The sequence below is a fragment of the Seramator thermalis genome (assembly GCF_004138125.1).
GTDB lineage: Bacteria > Bacteroidota > Bacteroidia > Bacteroidales > Dysgonomonadaceae > Seramator > Seramator thermalis.
This window is the reverse complement of sequence record NZ_RXHS01000001.1, coordinates 253,010-268,583: the sequence shown is the minus strand read 5'-3', so window position 1 is coordinate 268,583 and position 15,574 is coordinate 253,010. Positions and strand designations below refer to the sequence as shown.

18 protein-coding genes are annotated in these 15,574 nt (G+C 42.0%); 10 read left to right on the top strand and 8 right to left on the bottom strand.

Annotated elements, in window-relative coordinates; translation table 11 throughout:
* The first annotated feature begins 9 nt into the window (after positions 1-9).
* From argB to EJN84_RS01195, 6 genes are all read left to right on the top strand, one after another.
* A complete protein-coding gene (gene argB, locus EJN84_RS01220) occupies positions 10-795 on the top strand; it encodes an acetylglutamate kinase (RefSeq protein WP_129593719.1) in 786 nt (261 codons plus the stop codon).
* A gap of 2 nt (positions 796-797) precedes the next feature.
* Positions 798-1,898: a M20/M25/M40 family metallo-hydrolase gene (locus EJN84_RS01215; protein WP_129593718.1), complete on the top strand. Its 1,101-nt coding sequence runs from the start codon at positions 798-800 to the stop codon at positions 1,896-1,898.
* Between the two features lie 24 nt (positions 1,899-1,922).
* Positions 1,923-3,218, top strand: a complete 1,296-nt coding sequence (gene argH, locus EJN84_RS01210; protein ID WP_129593717.1) for an argininosuccinate lyase — start codon at positions 1,923-1,925, stop codon at positions 3,216-3,218.
* 188 nt (positions 3,219-3,406) lie between these two features.
* On the top strand, positions 3,407-4,417 hold the full coding sequence (gene pta, locus EJN84_RS01205) for a phosphate acetyltransferase (protein WP_129593716.1): 1,011 nt from the start codon (positions 3,407-3,409) through the stop codon (positions 4,415-4,417).
* A 34-nt stretch (positions 4,418-4,451) separates the two neighbouring features.
* The gene (locus EJN84_RS01200; protein ID WP_129593715.1) at positions 4,452-5,429 is read left to right on the top strand and encodes a 3-hydroxyacyl-CoA dehydrogenase family protein; all 978 of its coding nucleotides are present in this window, start codon (positions 4,452-4,454) and stop codon (positions 5,427-5,429) included.
* Between the two features lie 18 nt (positions 5,430-5,447).
* Positions 5,448-6,674, top strand: coding sequence for an acetate kinase (locus EJN84_RS01195; RefSeq protein ID WP_129593714.1), 1,227 nt, complete (start codon positions 5,448-5,450; stop codon positions 6,672-6,674).
* An 8-nt stretch (positions 6,675-6,682) separates the two neighbouring features.
* On the opposite strand, the gene EJN84_RS01190 is transcribed toward EJN84_RS01195, so the two are convergent.
* The 5 genes from EJN84_RS01190 to rpsF form a co-directional block, all read right to left on the bottom strand.
* A complete protein-coding gene (locus tag EJN84_RS01190; RefSeq protein ID WP_129593713.1) occupies positions 6,683-7,279 on the bottom strand; it encodes a response regulator transcription factor in 597 nt (198 codons plus the stop codon).
* A complete protein-coding gene (locus EJN84_RS01185; protein ID WP_129593712.1) occupies positions 7,263-7,961 on the bottom strand; it encodes a hemerythrin domain-containing protein in 699 nt (232 codons plus the stop codon). The genes EJN84_RS01190 and EJN84_RS01185 overlap by 17 nt, the downstream gene beginning before the upstream one ends.
* Before the next feature lie 173 nt (positions 7,962-8,134).
* A complete protein-coding gene (rplI, locus tag EJN84_RS01180) occupies positions 8,135-8,578 on the bottom strand; it encodes a 50S ribosomal protein L9 (protein ID WP_129593711.1) in 444 nt (147 codons plus the stop codon).
* A 12-nt stretch (positions 8,579-8,590) separates the two neighbouring features.
* The gene (gene rpsR, locus EJN84_RS01175; protein WP_071136196.1) at positions 8,591-8,857 is read right to left on the bottom strand and encodes a 30S ribosomal protein S18; all 267 of its coding nucleotides are present in this window, start codon (positions 8,855-8,857) and stop codon (positions 8,591-8,593) included.
* Positions 8,858-8,860: 3 nt separating this feature from the next.
* Positions 8,861-9,265, bottom strand: a complete 405-nt coding sequence (rpsF, locus tag EJN84_RS01170; protein WP_129593710.1) for a 30S ribosomal protein S6 — start codon at positions 9,263-9,265, stop codon at positions 8,861-8,863.
* 266 nt (positions 9,266-9,531) lie between these two features.
* On the opposite strand from rpsF, the gene EJN84_RS01165 reads away from it, so the two are divergent.
* Entirely contained in the window at positions 9,532-9,834 is a 303-nt protein-coding gene (locus tag EJN84_RS01165; protein ID WP_129593709.1) for a DUF308 domain-containing protein, read from the top strand.
* Between the two features lie 11 nt (positions 9,835-9,845).
* Complete coding sequence (locus tag EJN84_RS01160; RefSeq protein WP_165003994.1) at positions 9,846-10,100, top strand: DUF308 domain-containing protein; 255 nt, start codon at positions 9,846-9,848, stop codon at positions 10,098-10,100.
* Positions 10,101-10,195: 95 nt separating this feature from the next.
* On the opposite strand, the gene EJN84_RS01155 is transcribed toward EJN84_RS01160, so the two are convergent.
* Positions 10,196-11,245, bottom strand: a complete 1,050-nt coding sequence (locus EJN84_RS01155; RefSeq protein ID WP_129593707.1) for a C40 family peptidase — start codon at positions 11,243-11,245, stop codon at positions 10,196-10,198.
* A gap of 164 nt (positions 11,246-11,409) precedes the next feature.
* On the opposite strand from EJN84_RS01155, the gene EJN84_RS01150 reads away from it, so the two are divergent.
* Positions 11,410-12,018, top strand: coding sequence for an HAD family hydrolase (locus EJN84_RS01150; RefSeq protein ID WP_129593706.1), 609 nt, complete (start codon positions 11,410-11,412; stop codon positions 12,016-12,018).
* 50 nt (positions 12,019-12,068) lie between these two features.
* On the opposite strand, the gene EJN84_RS01145 is transcribed toward EJN84_RS01150, so the two are convergent.
* The gene (locus EJN84_RS01145; protein ID WP_238943885.1) at positions 12,069-12,977 is read right to left on the bottom strand and encodes an RluA family pseudouridine synthase; all 909 of its coding nucleotides are present in this window, start codon (positions 12,975-12,977) and stop codon (positions 12,069-12,071) included.
* On the bottom strand, positions 12,974-13,996 hold the full coding sequence (locus EJN84_RS01140; RefSeq protein WP_317125848.1) for an N-acetylmuramoyl-L-alanine amidase family protein: 1,023 nt from the start codon (positions 13,994-13,996) through the stop codon (positions 12,974-12,976). Before EJN84_RS01140 ends, EJN84_RS01145 begins: the two co-directional genes overlap by 4 nt.
* Positions 13,997-14,263: 267 nt before the next feature.
* On the opposite strand from EJN84_RS01140, the gene metK reads away from it, so the two are divergent.
* Complete coding sequence (metK, locus tag EJN84_RS01135; protein WP_129593705.1) at positions 14,264-15,571, top strand: methionine adenosyltransferase; 1,308 nt, start codon at positions 14,264-14,266, stop codon at positions 15,569-15,571.
* Positions 15,572-15,574 lie beyond the last annotated feature (3 nt).

Below are 15,574 nucleotides of genomic sequence, written 5' to 3'. Positions count from 1 at the left end.
AATTCCGAAATGGCCGAAAAAGATGCGCTCTCCATTGTTAAAATCGGTGGGAACATTGTTGACAATTCCGAGGTACTGGAGTCATTTCTTTCCGATTTTCATCGGTTGGAAGGCCGAAAGCTGCTCGTACATGGTGGCGGCGTTATGGCCACAAAACTTTCGTCGCAACTTGGCATCGAAACAAAAATGATTGAAGGGCGTCGCGTTACCGATGAAGAAACCTTGAAATTGGTTACGATGGTTTACGCAGGCTGGATCAACAAACAGATGGTCGCTTCGTTACAAAAAATGGGTTGCAATGCCATTGGGCTTTCGGGTGCCGATGCCAATTGCATTCCTTCGAAGCGTCGAAATCCTGAACCGATAGATTATGGTTTTGTTGGCGATCCGATAACCGAAAAAATGAACGGAAAATTTATCTCGATGTTGATCGAAAATGAAGCGGTTCCTGTTTTTTGTGCGATCACGCATGACGGAAACGGTTCGCTGCTCAACACCAATGCCGATACCGTTGCTTATTCTCTCGCTTCGGCTCTGTCGAAATATTATCGAACGACGTTGTTTTATTGCTTCGAAAAGGAAGGAGTCTTGCGCGACGTTAACGACGAAGACAGTTTGATTTCGATGATCACTTTCAGCGAATATCTCGAGCTAAAATCACAAGGAGTTATTGCCGGAGGCATGATTCCCAAAATCGACAATTCGTTCAGGGCCATGGAGGAAGGTGTATCGGAAGTGGTGATTTTGCATGCCAAAAATTTATTGAACGGAAAAGGAACAAAACTAATTTTATAATTATGACTGCTCCCGAAAATTCATTATGTGAAACTTGCCGGCTACTTCGCAATTTAGTTAAGATTCCGTCGCTTTCAGGCGATGAAGGGGCGCGTGCCGCCTATTTATTCGGCTATCTTACCGAGCGTGGAACAGTAGTCGATTTCATAGGTAAGAACATCATTGCTCGTCAGCACCATCACGATTCTTCGAAACTTACGTTAATGCTCAATTCGCACATCGATACCGTAAAACCGGCTTCAAGCTATACGTTCGATCCCTATTTCCCGCTGATTTCCGATTCGCATATTTATGGGTTGGGAAGTAACGATGCCGGAGCAAGTGTGGCGTGCATGATTCAGACGTTTCTTCATTTTTACGAACAACGGTTGCCTTTCAACCTGATGCTCGTGCTTTCATGTGAAGAAGAAAATTCCGGACCGAACGGGATGCGAAAAGTTTGGGCTGAAATTTCCGATTCGGTGGATTTTGCCATTATCGGCGAGCCTACGGGTATGAAAGCGGCTATTGCCGAACGTGGGCTGCTTGTCATCGATGGCGAAGCCAGAGGCATTAGTGGACATGCTGCCCGTGACGAAGGAGTAAATGCAATTTATATTGCTTTGGACGATATCACAACGCTCCGAAATGTGGATTTCGATAAAATTTCCCCGACCATGGGGAAAGTGAAACTCTCCGTTACCCAAATCAATGCAGGTATGCAGCATAACGTAATACCCGATAAATGTACGTTTGTGGTGGATATTCGTCCGACCGAGATGTACACCAATTCCGAGATTATGGATATGCTGAAACCCAAAGTAAAAAGTGAATTGAAAGCACGCTCGCTTACCAACAAAAGTTCGGCAACGCCGTCCGATCATCTGTTGATGAAATGCATTCGAAAACTCGGGATCGAAACCTATACTTCGCCCACAACCTCCGATTGGATGCGCATTTCGTGCCCTGCCATCAAAATGGGACCGGGACAATCTTCGCGTTCGCATCAGGCCGATGAGTTCGTGCTTGTTGAAGAATTGGAGGATGGATTGACGGGATATATTGCTTTTATTGAGGAACTTTCAAAATATTCAATGGGAGATTTCGCAAATTCGGAAAAATAGTTTTTAATAAAGGAAAAAATTAATATGGCGAAAATTTGGGATAAAGGGTTCGATATCAATGCACTTGTTGAAAATTTTACGGTTGGAAACGATCGCGAATTAGACTTGCGCTTGGCAAAATACGATATCATCGGTTCGATGGCGCATATCAAAATGTTGGCAAAAATCGGATTACTCGAAATCGAAGAAGAGCAACAATTGCAAGGAGCGTTGCAATATATTTTGGAAGAAGTTGAGAAGGGCAATTTCCATCTCGATAAAGATGCCGAAGACATCCATTCGCAAATCGAATCGATGCTTACAGCAAAATTGGGTGAGATGGGCAAAAAAATTCATTCGGGGCGGTCGCGCAACGATCAAGTGCTCGTTGACATAAAACTTTATCTGAAAGACGAAATTCGTCAGCTCAAAAACGAAGTGCTTCAACTTTTCGATTTGTTGCAATTGCTGAGCGAACAGCACAAAAATGTGTTCCTTCCCGGATATACGCATGCACAAATAGCCATGCCATCATCTTTCGGCTTGTGGTTTGGCGCTTATGCCGAAACACTTGTTGACGATATGTATTCGTTGGTTGCTGCATGGCGTGTGGCCGACCAGAATCCCCTCGGTTCGGCTGCCGGTTATGGCAATTCGTTCCCGCTCGATCGGGAGATGACCACTCGTGAACTTGGTTTTTCCGAAATGAACTATAATGTGATTGCAGCCCAAATGGAACGCGGTAAGACAGAAAGAATTCTTGCTCAGGCAATGTCGAATATTGCTTTTACGCTTAACAAACTGGCTGCGGACAATTGTATGTACTTGTCCGGAAATTATGGCTTTATTTCATACCCCAACGAGTTGACGACCGGATCGAGCATCATGCCACACAAGAAAAATCCTGATGTGTGGGAGCTTATCCGTGCTCATAGTAATCGACTGCAAAACCTTCCGAACGAAATAGCCCTCATGACAACGAATATGCCGCACGGTTATCATCGCGACTATCAGTTGCTGAAAGAAGTGTTGTTTCCTGCCATCGAAACGCTCCACACACTTCTTCAAATGGCGCACTTCATGCTCGAGCATGTGTCGGTGAACGAACATATCCTCGATGATCCGCGCTACAATTATCTGTTTACGGTGGAGGAAGTGAATAAACTTGTGCTCGCCGGAATGCCGTTTCGCGAAGCTTACAAGCAAGTGGGGCACGAAGTGGAAAGCGGAACATACAAAGCCAACAAGGAAGTGCATCATACCCATGCCGGAAGCATCGGAAACCTTTGCACAAAACAAATCAGAGAAAAGATGGAGAGAGCGGCAGAGGAAATAAGATGATTGTCGGAGTTATTAAGTCGGATATCTATCTAAGTTGGATACTTCGAATTAATTTTTTTTCAGCAACAACCTACAAGATTAGGATGAGTTCGGCCGATGATCGCAAAGAATAAAAAATTGGATTCCTTTTTCAAAGGGCAAAATCCAATTTTCTTTTCTATCTTTGCAGCGTAATCAAAAATCGAACAATGAACTTAATCGAAAACATTATTGCCCGGGCCAAGGCAAACAAACAGCGTATTGTACTGCCCGAGGGGACTGAAAAACGCACACTTCAGGCTGCCGACAAGCTGATTACGGATGGTGTTGCCGACATCATTTTGTTGGGAAATCCCGATGAAATAACCACACTGGCCGAAGAACTGAAATTGAAACATATTGACAAAGCTACAATTGTCGATCCCCACAATTATTCGAAAAAGCAAACTTATGCCGACCTGCTTTACGAACTCCGGAAGAAAAAAGGCATGACGTTTGAACAAGCGGAAAAACTGATTGAAGATCCACTTTATTTGGGATGCCTGATGATCAAAAATGGAGATGCCGATGGCGAAATAGCAGGTGCTCGAAATACTACGGGCGATGTCCTTCGTCCTGCATTGCAAATTATCAAAACATTGCCTGGTGTGAGTGTGGTTTCGGGTGCTTTCATCATGTTTACGAACACGCCTCAATATGGCGAAAACGGAATTCTTGTTTTTGCTGATTGTGCCGTGATTCCGGATCCTACGGCCGAAGAACTTGCTTCGATTGCCATTGCTTCGGCACAAACCGCTCGTGATATCGTCGGAATTGAACCGAGAGTTGCCATGCTGAGTTTTTCGACGAAAGGCAGCGCACAACATGAACGTGTGGATAAAGTAGTGGAAGCCACTCGAATCGCAAGAGAAAAAGACCCCTTGTTGCAGATTGATGGCGAGCTTCAAGTTGACGCTGCCCTTGTATCCTCGGTTGCCGAGCAAAAGGCTCCCGGAAGCTCAATCGCCGGGAATGCGAATGTGTTGGTATTTCCATCACTCGAAGCGGGGAATATCGGCTATAAGCTTGTGCAGCGGTTGGGAAATGCTGAGGCCGTTGGTCCGATTTTGCAAGGGATGGCTGCGCCAGTCAATGATCTTTCGCGTGGATGTTCGGTGGAAGATATCTACAAAATGGCTGCGATAGCTGCTAATCAGGCTATCGGTTTAAAAAAGCCATAAACGTGCTTCATAGATAAAAAATTATTAAACTATTATGACAGAAACTATTATAGAACCTATCGAGCAATTTGGGCTCAGCATTAGCGCACAGCACAAAAAAAAGCCGATGTTTTCGAAAATCGGTGTTGTGGGTGCCGGCAAAGAAGGCCGTACCATCATCAATCTAACTTCCAGCGCAGGAATGGATGTGATTTTCATGGACGAAAATCAGGAACGCATCGATTTTGTGATGGAAGAGGTAAGTAGAAATCTCGATTCGAAAATTGAAAACTGGGGTCTTACTCAGTCCGAAAAGAAAATAATCATGAACCGCATCACTCCCACACTTGATTATGTGGACTTCAGAGGATGTGATTTGGTGGTAGAATGTACGCGTTATTCCGAAACCGGACGTAGAAGTACTCCCTTGAGAAAAAATATTTTTAAAAAACTCGAAGAAATTCTCGAGCCCGATGCTATTATTGCCACAAACGGACCGACAGTAATTATTAGTGAACTTGCGGCCGACTTGATACATAAAGAGCGATGTGTAAGTTTGTATTTTCCAGTGGCACATCCCGATGCTCGTATTCTCGAAATTGTGAGTGGAATGTACACCTCAAACGAAGTGTATGCCAAAATGGAAATTTTCGCCAAACTTATCGGATACAAACCTCACAAAGTGAGTGAGAGCAATGGAAATGTGAGCCTGCGTTTGATGGTAGCCATGCTCAACGAGGCGTGTGAAATATTAATGGAACATGTAACCTCTATGGAAAATATCGAAGAAACATTTACGATTATCTATGGTCAGCGTTACGGAATTTTTCGTATGGCCGATATTATTGGCATTGAACGAATGGTAACTCTTATGGAAGCGATGTTCAACGATTTTGGCGACAAAAAATACAAACCCAATCCCATTTTGTGGAAACTCTACCGATCAAATCAATTGGGAATTCGCACAGGGAAAGGATTTTATATTTATGACCAAAACGGAAATGTAACAGGTATCAACAATTCACTTTTTTAAACAGGAAATCAAATCGCAATGAAAATTTTGGTACTCAACTGTGGCAGTTCGTCCATCAAATACAAACTTTATCAGATGGAAACTCGGCAAGTACTTGCTCAGGGTGGAGTCGAAAAGATTGGGCTGAAGGGTTCTTTTCTGAAATTCACTTTGCAGGATGGAAGAAAAGTGATGCTCGAAGGCGAAATTCTGGAACATCAGACAGGCATTGAATATATTTTGGGCGTTTTGCTCAGTAAAAAATACGGTTGTATTAATTCGTTGAGCGAGATCGATGCTGTGGGTCATCGTGTGGTTCACGGAGGAGAGAAATTTAATCAAAGTGTTTTGCTAACGCAAGAGGTGATTGCATCTATTGAAGAATACATTGAGCTTGCCCCCCTACACAATCCACCTAACCTGAAAGGTATTTATGCGATTCAGGAATTAATGCCCGAAACGCCTCAAGTTGCAGTGTTCGATACTGCTTTTCATCAAACGATGCCGGATTATGCTTATATGTACGCCTTACCTTATTCGCTTTACGAAAAATATAGTATTCGTCGATATGGTTTTCATGGAACGAGTCATCGCTATGTTTCGAAAAGGGCTTGCGAATTTCTTGGCGTTCCTTTTGAAGAGCAACGCATGATTACGGCCCATATCGGCAATGGAGGGTCTGTAGATGCGATTAAAAACGGTAAGTCTATCGATACGAGTATGGGAATGACGCCGGTGGAGGGATTGATGATGGGAACGCGCTCGGGTGATGTTGATCCCGGTGTCCTGACCTACTTGATGGAAAAGGAACGTTTGGGTGCGCCGGGAATATCGCGTCTGGTGAATAAATTCTCAGGCGTGTTGGGTATTTCGGGCGTATCATCGGATATGCGGGAAGTGAACGCAGCAATAGCGCAAGGAAACAAACGTGCTGCTCTATCGCTCGATATGTATAATTATCGCATCAAAAAATATGTTGGAGCTTATGCCGCAATTTTAGGTGGTCTCGATATTTTGGTGTTTACTGGTGGAGTAGGTGAGAACCAGGCTATTACTCGAAGTGAGGTTTGCAAGAATATGGAGTTTTTGGGTATCGAACTTGATGAAGAGAAAAACGCTTCGGTTCGTGGTATCGAATGTGAAATAAGTAAACCTGAATCGAAAGTTAAAGTTGTTATCATTCCGACGGATGAAGAGTTGACCATTGCTCAAGACACACTCGAAATCGTTTCGAAAAATCTTTCGAATAAGGTTGCAACGGAGTAGGGGGAGGACTAATCATTTTTCTTAATATCATCGATTTCGATTAGCTTATTGACGATGGCATAGATAGTAAGCCCAGACGTACTGTGGATATCCAGTTTGGTGGATATGTTGCGCCGATGCGTTATTACGGTGTGTATCGAGAGATTGAGTTTTTCGGCAATTTGTTTGTTGGAGAGTCCTTTCACAACCAACCCGACGATCTCTTTTTCGCGCGAGCTAAGACACTCTGACGAAATATCTGACTCAGGTGATGATATCGCTTTCTTCAGTTTGCTGATTATTTGTTCAGCGGAATCGAATATCGAAACAGACTCATCGTATTGCAACATAAGAGAATTTTCACACAAGACGCTTTGCAATGCGATGATTTTAATGCCGGATTTGCAGAATTCTTTTTTTAATTGCTGAGGGGATGAAAATCCTGTCAGAATCGGATTAAGGATTAAAATATCGAAATTGTGATGGGCAAAAGATTGCCTAAGCTGCTGCAAGTTTTTTATTTCAACAAAAAAAATCTGAAAATTCATACTTTTCAGAATCGAGATAATCCCGGTTCGGATCACATCGGACGATTCGGCTATTGCAACCTTAATTTGTTTGCTCATCTTTCAGCCGGTTTTTTTGCTCCAGTTTCAGAATCGACGGAATAAGCAATTGATTTTCGATTTGATTATGCGAGGCCAAATCATATTCGCAGTTAAATATATCGAACAATACATTGTTTAACTCATTCGATCCTTTGGCAGGATAATATTTAATTAAAATCTGCTTAAACTCTTTCAATCGGTATTCAACTTGATCGTGATGACGCCGAAAAATATCGATGTTGTATTTTCGATTGTTTTTCCCTTCGACCAATTCACGAATATATGGGAATACTTTTGTTTCTTCATACATCATGTGTTTACGAACCTCTTCAACATACTCGTCAAAATAGTTCAACACGGCATTGTTGAGGTCGTTCTTTCTTTCGGTTAGGACATTTTCCAATCCTTGCCTGATTCCGGGCAGTTTAAATTCGAGAAAATATTCATGCGACCGTTGTAAATACGTGATAAGAGCCTCGGGCGATATATTGGGAATCGTTTCCTCTGCAATGTCATTGTCTTTTACCAGCATGTTTGCGACCGCCAAAAAAGTCTCTACATCAACATTATTTTCGTTGCACACCTCAGCGATCGTTTTTTCACCAAAACCGAGCCCAATTCCAAAACGATTGAGGACAAGTAAAATACGAAAATGGTGAGTAGCCAAATCACTCATTTTGTGCGAAGGAGTATATGTCATCGTTTTTTTTCATTAAGATACATTTTTGGACAAAAATAGCATTAAAATTTGTGATTGAAGGTTGTTTCGTAAATAATCAATTTTCATGTACTTTTGTTGGAAACAAAAAGAGGATATTCCGAAGAACATCCTCTTTTTGAACATGATTTATCTGAAAGAATAGTAGAATTATTTTATTCTGAAACTACTTCAAACGGTATTTCTACCGATACTTCCTTGTGTAATTTAACCGTTGCTTTATAAGTGCCGACTTCTTTCACCGGATCTTTGATAAGGATGAGTTTTCGGTCGATTTCAAATCCCTTTTCTTTTAGAGCATCAGCAATTTGGATGTTCGTTACCGACCCGAAGATAGTGCCCGTAGAGCTTGTTTTTGCGCCGATAGTCAGAGATACTCCTTCGAGTTTGCTTGCAAGTTCCTGAGCTTCGTTTTTGATTTTTTCAATTTTATGAGCGCGTTGTTTCAAATTTTCGGCAAGTACTTTTTTTGCCGATTCGGTAGCGATATAAGCCTTCCCTTGAGGAATGAGATAATTGCGACCATAGCCGCGTTTCACGTTAACGATATCGTCTTTATAGCCCAAATTTGGAACGTCTTCTTTCAATATTACTTCCATTTTTTCTCCTCCTTATTTCATTAAATCGGTTACGTAAGGCAGCAAAGCAATATGACGGGCACGTTTGACGGCTTGTGCAATGCGGCGTTGAAATTTAAGCGAAGTTCCGGTGATTCGGCGGGGTAAGATCTTACCCTGTTCGTTGAGAAACTTTTTAAGGAATTCGGGATCCTTATAGTCGATGTATTTGATTCCGTTCTTTTTGAAACGACAATATTTTTTCTTTTTTACATCTACCGAAACCGGCGTTAAATAGCGAATTTCTGATTGTTTTGCCATTTTTTAATCCTCCTTTTCTTCTAGTTCAACTTTTTCAGCCACCTTTTCTTTTACGGGTGCAGGAGCTTCGTTTTTCTTACTGCCTTTGTTGTTGCGCCTCTTCTCGGCATACTCTAAGGCAAATTTGTCTTGTTTTACCGTCAGAAAACGAATTACGCGCTCGTCGCGGCGGTAGTTAATTTCCAGTTTTTCAATAACCGAAGGATCGGCTTTGAATTCCAAAAAATAATAAAAACCGGTGGTCTTTTTGTCAATGGGATAGGCTAACTTGCGCAATCCCCAATTTTCTTCGTTTACGATTTCGGCTCCTTGTTCGGTAAGGATGTTTTTGAATTTGTCAACCGCTTCCTTCATCTGTGCATCAGACAAAACGGGAGTCAAAATGAAAACGGTTTCGTAATTGTTCATACTGTTAATCTTTTGTTTAGATAATTTTTGTAGCTAAATATCGAATTTAGAGGCGCAAAGATACGATAAAACTTTGATATTTCAAATCCAAACATCGAAAAAAATATACGGAATAGAGTTTTACTTTTATTTCATTTTATTCGTTTATTTGTTTCATTTTCAGTATGATTTTATGCCTTAATCGGGCTAACCTGCTGAGTGAAGGCGAACGAACAATTTAGTATGATAAGTGTTCAATAAATTGAATACTAAAACTATAACATAATATGATAGAGGATATACTTACATCAACTCATCAAATTGTTAGACGATGGTATCTTCCGCTTGTTATCGGCGTGATTTTGTTGATTTTGGGAGTTTGGACGCTTTTCACTCCCGCAAAATCTTACGTAGCATTGGCCATTGTTTTTGCAATCGGTTTTTTGATTAACGGAATTCTCGAAACTTATTTCGCCATTGTAAACAAAACGAATGGTTGGTCGCTGGTATTGGGAATTTTGAGTTTGATTCTCGGATTAATGCTTTTGTTTAATCCTGCGTTTCGGCCATTACGCTACCTTTGTACGTAGGATTTATGTTAATGTTTCGTTCTGTTTCGGGTATTGCTATTGCTCTTCAATTGCGCCGTCATTATGTAATCGATTGGGGAACACTGATGGTGTTTTCGGTATTGGGAATCTTGCTTTCGTTTCTGATGATTTTCAATCCGGCTTTCGGCGGTTTGTCCATTGTGCTATGGACCGGCTTTGCTTTTTTGGCCAGTGGAGCACTTTCGATTGTTTTTGCCTTGCGATTGCGAAAGTTGCATACTTTCATTCAAAAAGAATTGGAATAATTGCGTTGTTATTACGTGATGGCCTCTCGGGATACAAACAATATTACACGCTTGTGTTCCGATATGTTTTTTTAACTGTCGGGACGAAACTTTTTTCAATTGTTTCTAATCGAAAGTATTTCGCTGGTTTTCAAAACTTTCCCTATGGACGGATTCCATGATTTAATCTGTTCGATCGTGCAATTGTATTTTCGAGAAATAGAGTAGAGTGTTTCGCCCATTTTTACGGTGTGCTGGATACTAACATCTGCATTGTTAACCGTATCTTTTGACAATGAGTCGGAGTTTGCTTCCATTTCTTCCGGATCGGAAACGGTTGTATATTTGGGGCGACGCATGGTTTGCTTCTCTTGATTAATCCCGCTATTCGTTGGTGAATTGTCTGTTGTGTTCTTATGGCTTGTTGTGCTTGCGAGTTGAGACACTGTTTTTCGAGATGCCTCTCGCGAGTGCACAATATAATTGTTATCTGCCTGAGCTTTCGAAATTTCGTCCGAAGATTTCAGTCGAGGCAAATCGACTCGATTAGCTTCGTTTTCCGAAATATTTTTCAGAGTGTTAATACTGTTTTTATCTTCGACAACTTTTTGTTGTGCTTTCTTCGTTTGTTGTGAGGTCAGTCGATCAGTTTCTTTCAATACGCGCCCTCCTCGCAAGTAACGCGAAGCGTAATAGGGTTCGGTGGATGCGGTGATGATTACTCCGTCGGAAGTGGATGCATGGATGAAATTGAACTCACCGTTCGATTTTTTCTCGATGACGATCCCAACATGGCCTACTTTCCCATTTTTGCGACGCCCCTCAAAGAAAACCAAATCGCCTATTTGTAAATCTTCCTTTCGTCTGATGGCAGGTACTTGTTTATCCTGATCTTCGGAGCTGGCACTGAGTTTGTATCCGAATTTTCTGAATACGAAAGAGGTGAAACCTGAACAGTCAAAAGCATTAGGTCCTTTTCCCGCAGGTCGGTATGGCTTACCCAAAAAATCTTTGCTATAATCGATCAATTGCTGTTGTGTTGACGAGAGGTATGGTTTCTCCGAAACAGCTTTTCGTGAGGTTCCACAAGAAGCAAGCAGTAATGTGAGTAATAGCAATAGCCACAAGCAAATTACAGTTTTTTTTTCGTTGAGAAAATATGCCATAAACGCGTATTCTTCGGACACATTCAATTTTATTGCGAAACAAATATAAAGAATTGATTGTGATAGCTGCCTTTATTCTGTTTTTTTAACTTTTAGAATTTCGGGTCTTTATTCTTTTTTTGATCGATTAGGTCTATTTTTGTCCGAAAATTGACTTGGAATATATGAAACAACTCAAAAATATCGTATTTGACTTTGGAGGCGTACTTATTGACTGGAATCCTCGTTATCTGTATCGAAACGTTTTCGAGACTGAAGACGAAATGGAATACTTTCTCGAACACATTTGTCCATACGACTGGAATCTGATGCAGGATGCCGGCCGTTCGCTCGCCGAAGCTACACTGTCAAAACAAAAAGAACATCCCGGATACAGCGACGAGATTGCATTATATTATGGCCGATGGATTGAAATGGTAGGTGGAATTTTCGATGAAAATGTGAAATTACTGACACCGCTGAAAGAAAAATACAATTTGTATGGATTGACCAACTGGTCGGCCGAAACGCTTCCGCTTGCTCAGGCTAAATACGATTTTTTTGATTTGCTTGACGGAATTGTTGTATCGGGTGAGGAAAAAATCGTGAAACCTGATCCGGCACTTTATCATATATTGATCGATCGCTATCGAATCGATCCTCGTGAAACACTGTTCATCGACGATAATCCGGAAAACATCCAAACTGCCAAACAACTCGGATTTCAGACGTTACACTTGACACCTCAAATCAATTTAGAACAAGAACTGAAAAATAGAGGCATTATCGATTGATGCCTGAAAGAATTCCTTCCTGGAAAAATAATCTTAAAGGGGAAGCATTTTCATAACAATCGCAGAAAAAGTTTGGGCACAGGCGTTTCGAAATGCATGATTTCCCCCGAAGTGGGGTGATAAAATTCCAACACGCGCGCATGCAATGCGATGCGACTTATAGATGTGGACGATCCGTATTTGCGGTCGCCAACGATAGGGTGTCCGAGATCCTTGAGGTGGACCCGTATTTGATTTTTGCGCCCGGTTTCGAGTTCCAATTCGAGTAACGAAAATTGGTCGGTAGTCTGCAAAACTTTATATCGTGTAATGGCCGGTTTTCCCCCGTTATCTACGGGACTGGAATACACCATATAGTTCTTTTTGTTTTCGGTCAGCCAACTCGAAATTTTTCCCTCAGATTCGTCCATTTTTCCCTCTACAACAGCCACATATGTGCGTTTGGTAACCATATCGCGCCAATTATCACGCAGCTGATGCTGTGCTTCGCTATTTTTGGCAAAGACCAACACTCCCGAAGTCAATTGATCGAGCCGGTGAACCGTATATATTTTATTGTAGGGAGATTGTTTTTGGACATAATCCTTAAGCAACGAGACTGCTGTGGTATCAATTCCACTTCCGGTGGTAATGGTAAGCAGCCCTGCTTCTTTGTCAATAACGATAATGTCGTCATCTTCGTACAGGATGCGCAATTGCGGGATATTCTTCTCCACGATGCTCCGATGATTGCCAACGATAATCTTATCACCCGATTTTAAAGGATAATCGTAGCGTGTGATGGTTTTGCCGTTGACAACTATTTGACCATATTTGAGTAACGATTTCACCGAATTTCGACTCTTTTCGCTCATGTTTGTCAGCAAAAAATCGAGCAAAAGAGCATTCTCGTTCACGATCATCGTCTGTTCTTTCTTCGTTGATGCAGCAGGCGATTTTTTATGTGTTTGTTTGTTCACTTCGTTAAATTGTTTTCGTAATCTTTTATAAACCCGAGAGTCATCCAGTTAGCCATTGCCTGACGATTGTTTTCGAGGATAATGCGACGCCGATCGAAATCATTCTGAATATTGCCGACTTCTACCAGAATGGATGCCGGTTTGTAATTGCGAATAACATACAAATCTCTTTGGCCGACTACTCCCTGAAATCCCCTCCAAGGCTGAAATTGGTCATATTTCTGTTGAAAAACATCACTCATGGTCTTGGCCAACGCTATACTTTTCGGATTGTCGGAATGATAAAAAAACACGTCAATCTGTTCAGTCTCGTTGCGACTGTCAACATGAATTGCAATAGCTCGGAGGTAATCGAATTTTTTCCGATCCTCTCGATAAAGCTTATTGACAGCATTAACCCTCTGTTTGAGCCTGTCAAGCTGACCTCGGGGGATAGGCTCGCCCAAACAGGTCTCATCGTAGTTATTGTTCAAAAATTTGTCGTCACGAATGCCGTCATTCTGATCTTGAATGACCATGTAAACCGTAGCACCTTCGGCCATTAAGTTTCTGGCCAATCGAAGCGCAATATCGTAAGCATACTCATCTTCATGGAGTTCGATTCCGTCGAAATTGCTTACCGCTCCGGGATCAGGGCCTCCGTGTCCGCTTTCGATATAAAAACAGGCATTTTTAAGTTTGTCAGAATTTTTGGGCACATCGGCGTATGCGCTTCCAAAAAGAGCCGGATCGAATGTTGAAAAAGTAACGGGCTTTGGAGGATAAACATCTCCGGGATGCAATGGGGGAATAAGATAAACCGTGCCTAATTCAAGTCCACCCTGAGCATTTAATCGATCTCTGTTTAATTCAACAAATTCGCGTACATACGTAGAATCGAGTCTGTTCCAACGTCGAAGAAACGAATAAATGCCGTCGCCCTGAATCGGATAAGCCATATCCTGAGCAGCAACAGATAAAGGAATGAAAAAAAAGACGATACACGATATCTTGAAAAACCGTTTTTTCAATACAATCACATTTTTAATCACGTTGCAAAATTACGAAAATTATGTCATTGAACTTCCCAATAAATAAAACCTATCGGCTATTTTCTGAAATGTGTTTGCAGTCTGATGTTTTATTTATAACTTTGCGCAAAAGAAAGACGATGTGGACAGATTTGAGCTGCTTGCAACCACAGAAAAAAATGCTAAAACCATTCTCCGCAATGCTTTAGACTTCCCTTTGTTGCTTAGTACGCTTTCACGATTCCGCTGTTTTTCACCTACAGATTAACAACGATTATGAACTATTTATTTACATCCGAGTCGGTGTCCGAAGGACACCCCGATAAAGTAGCCGATCAAATATCGGACGCTTTGCTTGACGAGTTTTTGGCTTACGACCCTAACTCAAAAGTAGCTTGCGAAACGCTGGTAACTACCGGACAGGTAATACTGGCAGGAGAAGTCAAATCACAAACTTATGTGGATGTGGCCGAAGTGGCACGTAACGTAATTGCCAAAATTGGCTACACTAAAAGCGAATACCGTTTCGAAGCGCAATCGTGCGGCGTTTTTTCGAGCATTCATGAACAATCGGACGACATCAATCGTGGCGTCGACCAAAAAGCCGATCCCATGGAGCAGGGGGCTGGCGATCAGGGAATGATGTTTGGCTATGCAACCAACGAAACCGAAAATTTCATGCCGCTTCCGCTCGATTTGAGTCATGCGTTGTTGCAGGAATTGGCTTATATCCGCAAAAATGAGCTCCACTTGATGCCCTATCTTCGTCCTGATGCCAAATCACAGGTAACCATCGAATATTCCGAAGACGGAACCCCGCTTCGCATCGATACCATAGTGATCTCCACTCAGCACGACGAATTTATTTTGCCCGAAAACAATTCTCCCGAAGCGTCCGACAAGGCAGACAAAGCCATGCAGAACAAAATTCGCGAAGACATCATTAATATCCTCATCCCTCGGGTAAGGGAAAAATACAAATTCAAAAAAGATATTCATAAACTTTTTGAGGGTGATATCAAATATTATATCAACCCTACAGGCAAATTTGTTATCGGTGGGCCTCATGGAGATACGGGACTTACGGGCAGAAAAATCATCGTTGACACCTACGGAGGAAAAGCTTCGCACGGCGGAGGCGCGTTTTCGGGAAAAGACCCCTCCAAAGTTGATCGTTCGGCAGCGTATGCAGCTCGTCATATCGCCAAAAATTTGGTTGCCGCCGGCGTGGCTTCCGAAATTCTTATTCAGGTTTCTTATGCCATTGGCATCGCCGAACCGATGAGCATTTATGTCAATACATATGGCAAAAGCAACGTCAATCTTTCGGATGCCGAAATTGCCGAAAAAGTGAAACAACTCTTCGATATGCGTCCAAAAGCTATTGAAGAGCGACTGAAACTTCGAAATCCGATTTATTTCGAAACGGCTTCGTACGGGCACATGGGACGTGAACCACAAGTGGTGAAAAAAGTTTTTTCGTCGCGCTACATGCCCGAGCCGGTAGTGTGCGAAGTTGAACTCTTTACTTGGGAAAAACTCGACTACGTAGATAAAGTTAAAAAGGCATTCGGACTTGTGTAGAAA